Below are 13992 nucleotides of genomic sequence, written 5' to 3'. Positions count from 1 at the left end.
AGGAACGACATCGCCCCATGAGCACGCGTCCGAAATCCATCAAGGCTGCCCCGAAGACGGCGGCTGCCTCGTCCACCACCACGCCGAAGGCGATTCGCGGCGATTCGTCGGCGCGCTTCGACCTCGCGCCGATCCTCGACGCGCTGCGCAAGCGCGTGCCGAAGTCGCGCGCGGCCGAAGCCGACGCCTTCGCGCGCAGCTTCTACAAGCGCATGACGCGCGATGAATACATCGAGCACGGCGCCGAAGGCTGGGCCGCGCTGGCCGCGGGCATCCTGGACTTCGCCGCCACGCGCAAGGCGAAGAAGGCGAACGTGCGCCTGTTCAACGCCACGGCGAAGGACAACGGCTGGGAATCGCCGCACACCGTGCTGCAGATCCTCAACGACGACATGCCCTTCCTCGTCGACTCGGTGACGATGGCGCTGGCGGACATGGGCATCAACGTGCACGTGCTCGGCCATCCGGTCGTGCAACTCACGCGCGACAAGGCCGGCAAGCTGACGGGCGTGGGCGAGGGCACCAACGAGTCGTTCATCCACATCGAGATCGACCGCCAGCCCGCCGAGGCGATGGCGAAGATCGAAAAGCGCGTGCGCGCGGTGCTGGAAGACGTGCGCGCGGCCGTGGCCGACTGGGAAGCGATGCGTGCGCGCATGCTCGAGGTCGCCGAAGAACTCCCGTCGCACAACATCCCGGTGTCCGACGCCGGCCGCGCCGAGGCCCAGGAATTCCTGCGCTGGGCCGCGGACAACCACTTCACCTTCCTGGGCTATCGCGAATACACCGTCGAGAAGCAGGGCAAGGACGAAGTCCTCGTCGCGCATCCCGACACGGGCCTGGGTCTGTTGCGTGGCGCCGATGCCGGCACGCCGCGCCAGTTGAAGACGCTCGCCGCGCACTACATGCCGCAGTCGGGTTCGGTCGACGCGCTGATCCTCACCAAGACCAACGCGCGCGCCACGGTGCATCGCCCGGGCTACATGGATTACATCGGCGTGCTGGCCTTCGATGCGAAGGGCAAGCCGGTGCGCGAGGATCGCTTCCTCGGCCTGTACACCTCGAGCGCCTACAACCGCCGCCCGTGGGACATCCCGCTGGTCCGCGAGCGCTACGAGCACGTGATGCGCGAATCGGGCCTGCGCCCGCACAGCCATAGCGGCAAGGCGCTGCGCCACATCATGGAAACGCTGCCGCGCGACGAGTTGTTCCAGTCGTCGGAAGCGGAACTGTTCGAAACCGCCGGCGGCATCCTCGGCCTGCAGGAGCGCGTGCGCAGCAAGCTGTTCCTGCGCCGCGACCGTTACGGCCGTTTCTATTCGGTGCTCGTCTACGTGCCGCGCGACCGCCACGACACGCGCATGCGCCACCGCATCGAAGCGATGCTCAAGCGCGAGCTCGACGGCGAACACGTCGACACCAACGTGCACATCGGCGAATCGCCGCTCGCGCAGTTGCACCTGATCGTGCGTCCGCGCGCCGGTTCGCAGGTGCAGGCCGATGAAGCGAAGCTCGACGCCGAACTCGCCACGATCGTGCGCGATTGGCAGGACGCGCTGGCCGAAGAACTGGGCAAGCGCCACGGCGAGGAAGCCGGCCTGCGCATGGCCTCGCGTTACGGCCGCGCGTTGCCGACCGGTTACATCGAAGACGTCAGCCCGGCGGTCGCCGCCACGGACGTCGAAAACCTCTCGCAGCTCGTCGGTCCCGACGACCTGCGCCTGTCGCTCTACCGCTCGCGCCGCGACGGCACGCTGCGCTTCAAGTTCTATCGCTTGAACGACGACATCCCGCTGTCCGATGCCCTCCCGATGATGGAGAACATGGGCCTGCGCGTGATCTCAGAGCACCCGTACCGCATCACGTCCAACGGCGACATCGCGTACATCCAGGACTTCGAAGTCGAAGCCACGCAGGGCGACATCGACATCGACCGCCTCGACGAGAACTTCGAGGACGCCTTCGCGCGCATCTGGCGCGGCGAGGCGGAGAACGACGGCTTCAACCGCCTCGTGCTGACGGCGGGCCTGTCATGGCGCCAGGTCGCGATGCTGCGCGGCTACTGCAAGTACCTGCTGCAGACGGGCGTGCCGTTCTCGCAGGCGTACGTCGAAGCGACGTTCTCGCGTTACCCCTTGCTCGTCCGTTTGCTGGTCGAGTTGTTCGAAGCCAAGTTCGACCCGTGCACGGGCAGCGAATCCAAGGCCGCGATCAAGCAGGGCATGGAGCGCTTCGGCGTGCAGTTGCAGGCGCTGCTGGCGAACGACGCCGCCGCGCAGGCCGCCGTGCAGCCGGTCATCGATGCACGCGCCGGAACGCGCGAGCAGCAGATCGACACCACGCGCACCGCGCTGAAGGGCTTGTTCGACCGCGTCGCGAGCCTCGACGACGACCGCATCCTGCGCAGCTTCATCGGCGTCATCGATGCCACGCTCCGCACCAGTTACTACATCCAGTACAAGGACGGGAAGCGCAAGGACGGCGGCCCGGCCGACTACATCAGCTTCAAGTTCGATTCGGCCAAGGTGCCGGACCTGCCGAAGCCGCGCCCGTATCGCGAAATCTTCGTGTACGGCCCGCGCGTGGAAGGCGTACACCTGCGTTTCGGCCCGGTTGCGCGCGGCGGCTTGCGCTGGTCGGATCGCCGCGAAGACTTCCGCACGGAAGTCCTCGGCCTGGTGAAGGCGCAGATGGTGAAGAACACCGTCATCGTGCCGGTGGGTTCGAAGGGCGGCTTCTACTGCAAGCAGTTGCCGGACATCGCGACCAACCGCGATGCATGGTTCGCCGAAGGTGTCGCGTGCTACCAGCGCTTCATCAACGGCCTGCTCGACATCACCGACAACCTCTCGCCGGAAGGCAAGACGCTGCATCCGGACTTCGTCGTGCGCCACGACGCGGAAGATCCGTATCTCGTCGTCGCGGCCGACAAGGGCACGGCCACGTTCTCCGACATCGCCAATGCCATCGCGCGTGCACACGGCTTCTGGCTGGATGACGCGTTCGCCTCGGGCGGTTCGGTCGGCTACGACCACAAGGCGATGGGCATCACCGCGCGCGGCGGCTGGGAATCGGTCAAGCGCCATTTCCGCGCCATGGGCCGCGACAGCCAGGCGCAGGACTTCACGTGCGTCGGCATCGGCGACATGAGCGGCGACGTGTTCGGCAACGGCATGCTGCTGTCGAAGAAGATCCGCCTGCTGGCCGCGTTCGACCACCGCCACATCTTCCTCGACCCGAATCCGGATTCGGCGCGCACCTTCAAGGAACGCGAGCGCCTGTTCAAACTGCCGCGCTCGAGCTGGGACGATTACGACAAGTCGCTCATCAGCAAGGGCGGCGGCGTGTTCCCGCGCAGCGCGAAGTCGATTCCGCTCTCACCGGAGATCAAGGGCGTGCTGGGCATCGAAGGCGACGTCACGGCGATGAGCCCGACGGACCTGATGTCGGCCATCCTGAAATCGCCGGTCGACCTGTTGTGGAACGGCGGCATCGGGACCTACGTGAAGTCCTCGCGCGAAACCAACGCCGATGTCGGCGACCGCGCGAACAACGGGCTGCGCGTCAACGGCGCCGACCTGCGCTGCAAGGTGGTGGGCGAGGGCGGCAACCTCGGCCTCACGCAGCTGGGCCGCGTGGAAGCGGCGCAGCACGGCGTGCTGCTCAACACCGACTTCATCGACAACTCCGCGGGCGTGGACACCTCCGATCACGAGGTGAACATCAAGATCCTGCTCAACGCGCAGGTGCAGAAGAAGAAGCTCACGTTCGATGCGCGCAACACGCTGCTGGCGTCGATGACCGACGAAGTCGCGCAGCTCGTGCTCAACGACAACTACCGCCAGAACCAGGCGATCAGCCTGATGGAGCGCATGAGCCTGTCGCGCATGGGCTCCAAGCTGCACTTCATGCGCACGCTGGAATCGCAGGGCCTGCTCGATCGCCAGATCGAATTCCTGCCGACCGACAAGGAAATCGCCGAACGCAAGGTGCGCGGGCAGGGCATGACGCGGCCGGAACTGTCGGTGCTGCTCTCCTACGCCAAGATCGTGCTGTTCCAGCAACTGCTCAACTCGGACGTGCCGGAAGATGCGTACCTGTCGAAGGAGCTGATCCGCTACTTCCCGAAGCCCTTGCAGGACAAGTACGCCAAGGGCATGCAGGAGCATCGCCTGAAGCGCGAGATCATCGCGACGGTGGTGACCAACTCGATGGTCAACCGCATGGGCGCGACGTTCACCCTGCGCATGCAGGAAGACAGCGGCCGCACGCCGGCCGAAGTGGCCAAGGCGTTCACGATCACGCGCGAAACGCTCGACATCCGCGACCTGTGGACGCAGATCGACGCGCTCGACGGCAAGGTCGCCGAGCCCGTGCAGATCGACGCGTTGCAGGTGATCTGGACGTTGCAGCGCCAGTTCACGCGCTGGCTGCTCTCGCGCCCGGGTGCGATCCCCGACATCGCCACGGCGGTGGAGCGTTACCACGACGGCTTCCGCGACATCCGCGCGGGCGAGCGCATCCTTCCGGATTCGCAGCGCCCCGCGTACGAGGCGAGCATCAAGGACTGGAACGCGAAGGGCCTGCCGCCGGCACTGGCCGACCAGCTCGCCGCGTTGCCGTACCTCGAACCGTGCCCCGACATCATCGAGCTGGCGAAGGAACGCAAGCTGCGCCCGACGGATGTCGCGAAGGTCCACTTCCGCCTCGGCGATGCGCTGCGCGTGCCGTGGTTGCAGAAGCAGATCGACGCGCTGGCGGTCGAAGGCCGCTGGCATGCGGTGGCGCGCGGCGCGCTGCGCGAGGAACTCGGCGCGCAGCAGCGCCTGCTCGTGAGCCAGGCGCTGTCGATGCCGGGCAACGACGCCGACGCCAAGGTCCGCGCGTGGCTCAACCGCGACGACAGCTCGCTGCGCTTCACCCTGGCGATGCTGGAAGAGATCGCCTCGCAGAAGACGCTCGACTACCCGACCGCCTCGGTCGCGGTGCAGCGCCTGTCGCAGCTGGCCTCGCGCGGGTAAGCCGACAGGCGTACAGTCGGGGCCCGTGAAACGCAGGCCCCGACGGTTTCCCGGCGTCGTGCGCACGCGCACCGCGGGCGCCGGGTTGCGCGCGCAACTGGATCTGGTGCGGCTGGAGCTCGCGCTGCGATCGGCCAAGTTGATCGTGTGGGTGTGGGACATGGCCACCGACCTGTTCGAGATGACCGACGAGGACCGCGCGTACGCGGGCCTCGCGCTGGACCACGTCCGCGCCGCGCAGACGTTCGCGATGATGCATCCCGACGACCTCGCCCCGACGATGGGCTATGTCGCGCGCGTGAAAGCGGGCGAAGCGCACGTGCCGATCGAGTTCCGGCTGCCCGACGGACGTGGCGGTTGGCGGTGGTGGGTCGGCCAGGCCTCGCGCTTCGGCGCAGGCGAGATGCCGTTCATCGTCGGCGTCTGCTATGACGACACGCAACGCCGCGCGCACGAACAGGCGCTCGCCGATTCCGAAAACGCCGCACGCCAGGCGGCCGAGGACAAGGCCCGCTTCCTCGCCACGATGAGCCACGAGATCCGCACGCCGATGAACGGCGTGGTCGGCATGATCGAACTGCTCGCGCACACCGCGCTGGACGGCGAGCAACGCCGCATGATCGACACCTGCCGCGACTCCGCGCTCGTGCTGTTGTCCCTGCTCAACGACGTGCTCGACTACTCGAAGATCGAGGCCGGGCACCTGGACCTCGAAGCGACGCGCCTGTCGCCGCGGCGCCTCGTCGAACAGGTCGGCGCGGTGCTCGGCGCGCAGGCCACGCCGCGCGGGATCGATGTCGACGTGCAGGTCGAGGCCGACGTGCCGTCGCGCGCCATCGGCGACCGCGTGCGCCTGCGCCAGATCCTCGCCAACCTCGGCGGCAACGCCGTGAAGTTCACCGAACGCGGACGCGTGTTGCTGCGCGTGGCGGTGGAGCGACGCGACGAGACCCACACGCACCTGCGCTTCGACGTGCACGACACCGGCATCGGCATCGCGGACGAGGTCGTGCCGCACTTGTTCCAACCCTTCCGGCAGGCCGATGCATCGACCACGCGTCGCTTCGGCGGAACGGGCCTGGGGTTGAGCATCGTCGGTCATCTCGTCGCGTTGATGGAGGGCCGCGTCGAATGCGAAAGCCGCGCGGGGGAGGGCTCGCGTTTCAGCGTCGTGGTGCCGCTCGCGCATGCCGACGTGCCCGATGCGCGCGCCGCGGCGCCGACGCACGCGATCGTGTTCGCCGCCGATGCGCGGCGTCGCGCGTTGTTGCGCGATGTCTTGCTCGACCTGCAGGTGGACGTGGCGACCGCGGCGGACGGTGACGAACTCGCCGCGCGTTTGTCCGAAACGCCGCGGGATACGCCGAGCGTGGTCGTGGTCGACAAACGCACGCCGCTGGCGGGGCAACTGCTCGCCGGCTTGCCGACCACACCGTCGCTCGGCGGCGTGCCCGTCATCCTCGTGCGTGGCCTGGAAGGCAGCGCGAGTGCACCGCACCTCGTGCAGGTCGAAGGCAACCCACTGACGCGCGCGAACCTGCGCGATGCGATCGAGGCGGCGCTCGGGCGCACGCAACCGCGCGCGACACCGGCGCCGACGCCGCTCGTGCCGCAGCTTGAACCGGATGTCGCCGCGCAACTGGGTCGCCTCGTGTTGCTCGCCGACGATCACCCGGTGAATCGCGACGTCATCGCGCAGCAATTGCAGCAGCTGGGGTACGGATGCGTGACGGTGGGCGACGGCGAACACGCGTGGTCGCTCGTGCGGGACGCGCGCGTGCGTTACTGCCTGTTGCTCACCGACTGCCACATGCCGGCGCTCGACGGCTTCGCGTTGACCGCACGCGTGCGCGCCGCCGAAGCCGAGGGTCGATGGCCGCACTTGCCGATCGTCGCCATCACCGCGAGCGCGACGCAGGGCGAAGGCGAGCGTTGCCTGGCGGCCGGCATGGATGGATTCCTCGCCAAGCCCGTGCAGATGGAAGACATGCGCGCGATGCTCGCCACCACCTTGCCGCCGATCGCCGGCTACGACACGCTCGCCCGGCTCGTGCAGGGCGACCGCGACCGCCTGCGCCGCATCCTCGGCAGCTATGTGCTGGACACGCGCAGCGACCTGGACCGTTGGCGACTGGCCGAATCCACGGGCGATCGCGACGCGTTGCAACGCCTGGCGCACAAGCTCAAGTCCGGATGCGTGCAGGTGGGCGCGCGCGATGCGGCGCAGGCGATGGAGGTCGTCGAACGCGACGCGCCCGATTCCCGCGTGCCGCGCGCCGTGCTCGACGCCGCGGTCGCGCGGGCGCGCGTTCGCGTTGAAGCGATCGTCGCGGACATCGAACGGGCGCTCGGCGGGTTATCCTCGGCCGCATGACCCAGGACCGCACGTCACCGCCCGGCATGCCGGCCTCGCCGCGCCTGTCGTTCCTCGCCAGCCCGGCCGACGAAGCCCAGAAGGCGCTCGCGCACCTGGTCGAGGTGCACGGGCAATGCGAGCCCGAGGCCGCCGACGTGCTCGTCGCCCTCGGCGGGGACGGTTTCATGTTGCAGACGCTGCACCGCCACGGCGGCTTGGGCAAACCGGTGTTCGGCATGAAGCTAGGGACCGTCGGGTTCCTGATGAACCACCATCGCGACGACGCCGCCGAGGGCCTGATCCAGCGCATCACCTCCGCCGAACCCGCCGTGCTGCGCCCGCTGGAAATGGTGGCGCAGACCGAATCCGGCGCGAGCGTGGGCTCGCTCGCCTATAACGAAGTCTCGCTGCTGCGGCAGACGCGCCAGGCCGCGCACGTGGCCATCGACCTCAACGGCAAACCCCGCCTGGACGAATTGATCTGCGACGGCGTCCTGGTCGCGACGCCGGCCGGCAGCACCGCTTACAACTACTCCGCGCACGGCCCGATCCTGCCGCTGGGCTCGCGCATCATGGCGCTGACGCCGCTCGCGCCGTTCCGCCCGCGTCGCTGGCGCGGCGCGTTGCTGAAGGCCGATACCGAAGTGCGCTTCCGCGTGCTCGATCCCTACAAGCGCCCCGTGAGCGTGACCGCCGATTCGCACGAGGTCCGCGACGTCGTCGAAGTCACCATCCGCGAATCGGGCGAGCGCACCGTGACGCTGCTGTTCGACCCCGAGCACAACCTCGAGGAACGGATGCTCAGCGAACAGTTCGTGGTGTGAGATGGCCAGCGACCCGCACCCGCCGCTGACCGTCGCGATCACCTCGCGCGCGTTGTTCGACCTCGAACACAGCCACCAATTGTGGGAACGCGAGGGCATCGACGCCTACCAGTCCCACCAGCGCGAAAATGAAGACACGCCGCTGCAACCGGGCATCGCGTTCCAGCTGGTGCGCAAGCTGCTGGCGTTGAACGGCAGCGGGGAAGACCCGCGCGTCGAAGTCATCCTGCTGTCGCGCAATTCCTCCGACACCGGCCTGCGCATCTTCAATTCGATCCGCCACCACGGCCTGGACATCTCGCGCGCGACGTTCACCTCCGGCGCGCCGACGTGGCCCTACATCCGGCCTTTCGGCGCGCACCTGTTCCTCTCGGCCAATCCCGAAAGCGTGCGCCGCGCGCTCGAACACGGCGTCGCCGCCGCCACCATCCTGCCGGCGAAGGCGGCCGCGCAGACGCATGGCCAGTTGCGCATCGCCTTCGACGGCGACGCGGTGATCTTCGGCGACGAATCCGAGCGCGTGTCGCAGGAGCAGGGCCTGGCCGCCTTCCACGACCACGAAACCACGCGCGCCCACGAGCCGCTCTCCGGCGGTCCGTTCCGCGGCTTCCTCGATGCGCTGCATCGCCTGCAGGCCGCATTCCCCGCCGGCGACGCCGCGCCGATCCGCACCGCGCTGGTCACCGCGCGCAGCGCGCCCGCGCACGAACGCGTGATCCGCACGCTGCGCGAATGGGACGTGCGCCTCGACGAGGCCCTGTTCCTCGGCGGGCGGCCGAAGGGCCCGTTCCTCGAGACCTTCGGCGCCGACATCTTCTTCGACGACTCGCTGCACAACATCGATTCGGCACGGCTGCACGTCGCCGCCGGCCACGTCCCGCACGGCGTGTCGAACGAGCCCGCCAAAACCGGCTGAACAAGGGTGACGTTGTTCACATAAGCGGCCGCACAGTCGGATACGCTGCGCCGCAGGGGACTGCCGACCGGGGGGACGGCATGCGGAAGTGGGTGGGAAGGGGGCTCCTTCTTTCAGGTCTGATGCTGTCGTCGCTGGCGACGGCCGCGTCGTTGTCGGTGCAGGTCACCGATCGCGCCGGCAAGCCCGTGGCCGATGCCGTCGTCACCGTGCTCGGCGCCGGTCCGCGCTACGTGCCGGTCACGCGCGTGGTCGACCAGAAGCAATTGATGTTCCTCCCGTATGTCGAGGTCTTCCACCCCGGCGACAGCGTCGTGTTCCGCAACAGCGACGGCACGCGGCACCACGTGTATTCCTTCTCTCCGATCAAGCCTTTCGAACTGGTCGTCGAATCCAAGGCGCGCTCGACGCCGCTCCTGCTCGACAAGACCGGCGTGGTCGCAGTGGGCTGCAACATCCACGACGGCATGATCAGTTACCTCTACGTCACCGATGCGCCGTATGCCGCGCGCACGGACGCCAGCGGCCGCGTGTCGTTCGAGGATCTGCCCGCCGGTGCATTCGACGTGCGCGTTTGGCAACCGCGCTTGCCGCCGGGCCGGCCCGACCTGCGCCGACAGGAGATCGTGCTGGGCGCGGAGGACATCCGCACGCTCGCGTTCCCGCTCACGCTGCGGCCCGATCCGCGCCGCCAGTTCGACCGCGAACACACCCACTACTGACGCCATGAACTTCCGCATCCGCCTCGCGTCGTTCTTCGTCGCCGCGCTCGTCGTGATGCAGGGGCTGACCGCGTTCCTCGTGTATCGCGTGACGCGCTCGGAACTGATCGGAGAAGGCCAGCGGCAGCTCGACGTGGCGGCGCGCGCATTCGCCGGCCAGCTCGACGAACTGTCCAATCGCGTGTCCGCCAGCGTGCAGGTGCTCGCGTTCGACTTCGCATTGCGCTCGGCCATCGCGCAGCGCGACCACGCCACCGTCGTCTCCGCGTTGCGGAACCACGGCATGCGTGTAGGCGCGAAGCGGATGCTGCTGGTCGGCGTGGACGGGCGCGTGGAAGCGGATACCGACGGCAAGTTCGCGCCGGGTGCGGCGTTCCCGTTCACCGACCTCACCACGCGCGCCCTGGAAGCGCCGGCATCGGCGATCACGGCGTGGGAAGGGCGCGCGTACTGGGTCGTCGTCGTGCCGGTCTCGGCGCCGGACCTGGTGGGCTTCATCGCCGCTGCGATCCCCGTCGACGACCGCCTGCTCGAACGCCTGCAGCGTCAATCGGCGTTGCCCAAGCGGATCGAACTCGCGACCCGCGGGCGCGACGGCCAATGGCACATCGTCGCGCAGGGCGGCGGCGACGCCGACGTCGATGTCACGCCCGCGCTCGCCGCGCTTTCGCCATCGCTCGCGACCCGGCCGGCGGTGATCGAAGTCGAGGGCCGCGAATACGTCGCGCAAGCGGTGCCGTTGTCGCATTCGCAGCAAAGTGCGCCGGTGGCCGCGGTGCTCGGCTATTCCGTCGATGCGGCGCTGCAACCGTATCGCTCGGTCGGCGCGGCGTGGGCCGTGCTGCTCGGCCTCGGCTTGCTGGTCGGCCTGATGGTCGCGTTCTTCATCGCCCGCAGCGTTTCGCGTCCGGTGGAAGCGTTGGCCGACGCCGCGCGGCGCATCGCCGACGGCGACGACAGCGTCGTGCCGCCGTCGCACGACCGTGGCGACGAACTCGGACAACTCTCCGGCGCGTTCTCGCACATGGTGCAAGCCCTGCGCGAACGCGAAGCGCGCATCCGACACCAGGCCGGCCACGACCTCGTCACCGGCTTGCCGAACCGCATGGCCGCAGAGGCCGCGATCGGCCGCGCCCTGGAAGCCAGCCCGTCGGCGCGCGCGGCGCTGCTCATGATCGGCCTGGCGCGCCTGCCGGAAATCATCAACACGATGGGCCACGTGGTCAGCGACCGCCTGATGGCCGACGCCGCCGCGCGCATCGCGCCGCTCGCGGGCGACGGCCTCGTCGCACGCGCGACCGACGACGAGTTCTCCGTCTTCCTGCCCGCCGCGACGCGCAGCGAAGCGGTGAGCATCGCGTTGCGCTTCGTCGAAGCCTTGTCCGAGCCATATCGCGAATCGGAATTCACGCTCGATCTCCAACCGGCAATCGGCATCGCGCTGTCGCCGAAACACGGCGGCGAAGCGAGCACGTTGCTGCGCCGCGCGGAAGTCGCGCTGCTCGGCGCGATGGGCACCGAAGAACCGGTCGCCTTGTACGACCCCACGACCGACCCGCATCGCCCCGAACGCCTCTCGCTGATGTCCGACCTGCGCAAGGTGCTCGAAGGCCCGGGGGTGCACGGCGAACTCTCGCTGATGTACCAGCCGAAGTTGCACCTGCCGACCGGACGCATCGACGGCGCCGAAGGGCTGTTGCGTTGGCGGCATCCCGTCGCGGGCCCGCTCGCGCCCGACGCGTTCATCGCGCTCGCCGAAGAAACCGGCAACATCCGCCGCCTCACGCGGTGGGTGCTCGGCGCGGGCATCGAACAGGCCGGGCGCTGGCAGGCCGCGGGCGACGATCTGCGTCTCTCGCTCAATGTCTCCGCGCGCGACCTCGACGATGTCGACTTGCCGCGCCGCGTTGCCGGGCTGCTGGCCGCGCACGGCGTTTCGCCTTCGCGCATCGTCCTGGAGATCACCGAGAGCGCGATCATGGGCAAGCCGGAAACGGCGATCACCGTGTTGCGCCGCCTGGCGGAGCAGGGCATCGAACTGGCGATCGACGACTTCGGCGTCGGGCAATCCTCGTTCGCCTACTTGCGCCGCCTGCCGGTGCGCGAGTTGAAGATCGACCGCACGTTCATCGCCAACCTCGCGCATTCGCGGGAAGATCGCGCGATCGTGCGTTCGATCGCCGACCTCGGCCACGACCTCGGCTATCGCGTGACTGCCGAAGGGGTCGAAGACGCCTACGCGGTCGAACTGCTGCGCGACATGGGCTGCGACTACGCGCAGGGTTATCAGGTCGGGCGGCCGTTGACTGCGGATGCCTTCCTGTCGCTCGTCTCGTCGACTGCGGGCGTAGAAGCATGAAGCGCGTCGCCTTGCTGGCGTTGGCGGCCGCGAGCTTCGCGGCGCACGCGCAGTCGGTCGAAGTGCGCGGCTTCCTCGAAGCGCGCGCGACCACGTCGCCCGACGAGCGCGCATGGCGCGACGGCGGCCTGGGCAAGACGCGCTTCGGTCACGGCGACGATGCGATCGGCGGCAACGCCGCGCTCGGCGTGAGTTGGCAGGCGACCGAATCGTTGTTGTTTTCCGCCGCCGGTCAGTACGTGCCGGATATTCGCCCCGACTTCGACTTGATCGATGCGTCGGTGCGCTGGCGCCCGGTGTCGACGACGCCGTGGCGCTTTTCCGCGACAGGCGGAATGTTCTTCCCACCGATCTCGCTGGAAAACGACGGCGTCGGCTGGACGAGCCCGTGGACAATCACGCCGTCGGCGACCGACAGTTGGGTCGGCGAAGAGTTGCGCGTGTTCGGTACCGAGTTGCGGCTGGAACATCGCAGCGAAGGCGCGACGTGGGACGTACGTGGCGCGGTGTTCGGCAAGAACGATCCCGCCGGCGAATTGCTCGCCTCGCGCGGGTGGGCGATGGGCGATCTCACCTCGGGCCTCGACGCGAGCGTGCGCCAGCCCGACGTGCACGCGCCTTACGCGGGCGCGAGCGCGCCGCTGCGGTTCAAGCCGTTCGTGGAGATCGACGACCGCCTCGGCGCGTATGTTTCGGTCGGCCGCGAGTCCGGCGACGACCGTCTACGCGTGCTGTATTACGACAATCGCGCCGACCCCAGCATGGATGTCGTCTACGCCAACCGCGAGTTGTACGGATGGCGGACGCGATTCTGGAGCGCCGGCTGGCGGCAGGGTTTCGGTGATTGGACGATCGCCGCGCAGGCGATGACGGGCAAGACGCGCATCTCGCCCGACCACGACTTCCTGCTGGACACCGATTTCAACGCCGGCTACGTCCTCGCCACGCGCGCGTGGGGACAATGGCAACCCGCGCTGCGTATCGACTTTTTCCAGGCCTACCAGACCTTCGACGGTGCGCCTGCGTTGCTCAGCGAACATGGCAACGGCATCACCGCCGCGCTCAACTGGCGACCGAACGACCGCTTCCGCATCATCGGCGAAGTCCTGCGCATCGACAGCACGCGCAATCAACGTGCACTCGAAGGTTCGGCACCGCGCCAGGTGGACGTGCAGGCGCAGCTCGCGGTGCGCGTTTACTTCTGAGCGATGACACGAGTCGCGCGGGATGACGTCAGTTGCCCAGCGGCAACCGGATGTCCGCCAAGCGCCAGCGCAAGCCATCGCGCTTCAGCACGAAGACGACGGGTTTGCCCTGGTCGTCCTGGATCGTGGCCGTGAAGCGCGACGTCGACTCGTAACGCAGCACCGCGTCTTCCAGCGGCTTCTTCGGCTCGGCCGCAGGCAACGGCTCGCCGTTGCCATCGAGCGGCGGGCGCTCGAAGCTGTCCTTCGAGTTCTTCCACAACCGCCGGCCCTGCATCACGGCGGTGAGCCCGCCGGCATTCACCATGCCGTCGACGAGGCCGTTCACCACGCCCGTCGCCATCGTCAGCGCGATCGCGCCGAAGGGATTGCTCTGCACGTCGGGGCCGGCTTGCCGCACCATCTCGTCGACCATCTGCGCCTTGAGGCTGGCGCGCAGGGCGGGGAAATCGACCTGTTCGGCGAGCTCGCCCGCATCCTGTGCCTGCACCGCGTGTTGGATCGCGCGGATCGTCATGTACGGGCCCGCGGCGACCCACGCGAATACGAGCAGCACGACCGCGAGGCCGAGAGCGATCCACTTCTTCAT

8 protein-coding genes are annotated in these 13992 nt (G+C 68.5%); 7 read left to right on the top strand and 1 reads right to left on the bottom strand.

Translation table 11 applies throughout. The features are described from left to right. Positions 1–17 precede the first annotated feature (17 nt). From LF41_RS00905 to LF41_RS00875, 7 genes are all read left to right on the top strand, one after another. Positions 18–5021, top strand: a complete 5004-nt coding sequence (locus LF41_RS00905) for an NAD-glutamate dehydrogenase (protein WP_084073199.1) — start codon at positions 18–20, stop codon at positions 5019–5021. Between the two features lie 25 nt (positions 5022–5046). Further along, entirely contained in the window at positions 5047–7395 is a 2349-nt protein-coding gene (locus tag LF41_RS00900; RefSeq protein WP_152599819.1) for an ATP-binding protein, read from the top strand. 26 nt (positions 7396–7421) lie between these two features. After that, complete coding sequence (locus LF41_RS00895) at positions 7422–8201, top strand: NAD kinase (protein ID WP_036165579.1); 780 nt, start codon at positions 7422–7424, stop codon at positions 8199–8201. Position 8202: 1 nt separating this feature from the next. Continuing rightward, a complete protein-coding gene (locus LF41_RS00890; protein ID WP_036164503.1) occupies positions 8203–9117 on the top strand; it encodes a 5'-nucleotidase in 915 nt (304 codons plus the stop codon). A gap of 122 nt (positions 9118–9239) precedes the next feature. Next, the gene (locus tag LF41_RS16840) at positions 9240–9839 is read left to right on the top strand and encodes a carboxypeptidase regulatory-like domain-containing protein (protein WP_052116008.1); all 600 of its coding nucleotides are present in this window, start codon (positions 9240–9242) and stop codon (positions 9837–9839) included. 4 nt (positions 9840–9843) lie between these two features. Continuing rightward, entirely contained in the window at positions 9844–12198 is a 2355-nt protein-coding gene (locus tag LF41_RS00880) for a putative bifunctional diguanylate cyclase/phosphodiesterase (protein ID WP_036164501.1), read from the top strand. Beyond that, positions 12195–13403, top strand: a complete 1209-nt coding sequence (locus tag LF41_RS00875) for a porin (RefSeq protein WP_036164499.1) — start codon at positions 12195–12197, stop codon at positions 13401–13403. The genes LF41_RS00880 and LF41_RS00875 overlap by 4 nt, the downstream gene beginning before the upstream one ends. A 28-nt stretch (positions 13404–13431) precedes the next feature. Here LF41_RS00875 and LF41_RS00870 read toward each other — a convergent pair whose 3' ends face one another. Beyond that, positions 13432–13992, bottom strand: a complete 561-nt coding sequence (locus tag LF41_RS00870) for a DUF2939 domain-containing protein (protein ID WP_036164498.1) — start codon at positions 13990–13992, stop codon at positions 13432–13434.

It is taken from the genome of Lysobacter dokdonensis DS-58 (assembly GCF_000770795.1).
Taxonomy (GTDB): Bacteria; Pseudomonadota; Gammaproteobacteria; order Xanthomonadales; family Xanthomonadaceae; genus Noviluteimonas; species Noviluteimonas dokdonensis.
The sequence above is the reverse complement of the archived record's forward strand: the minus strand, read 5'-3'. Positions and strand labels throughout refer to the sequence as shown.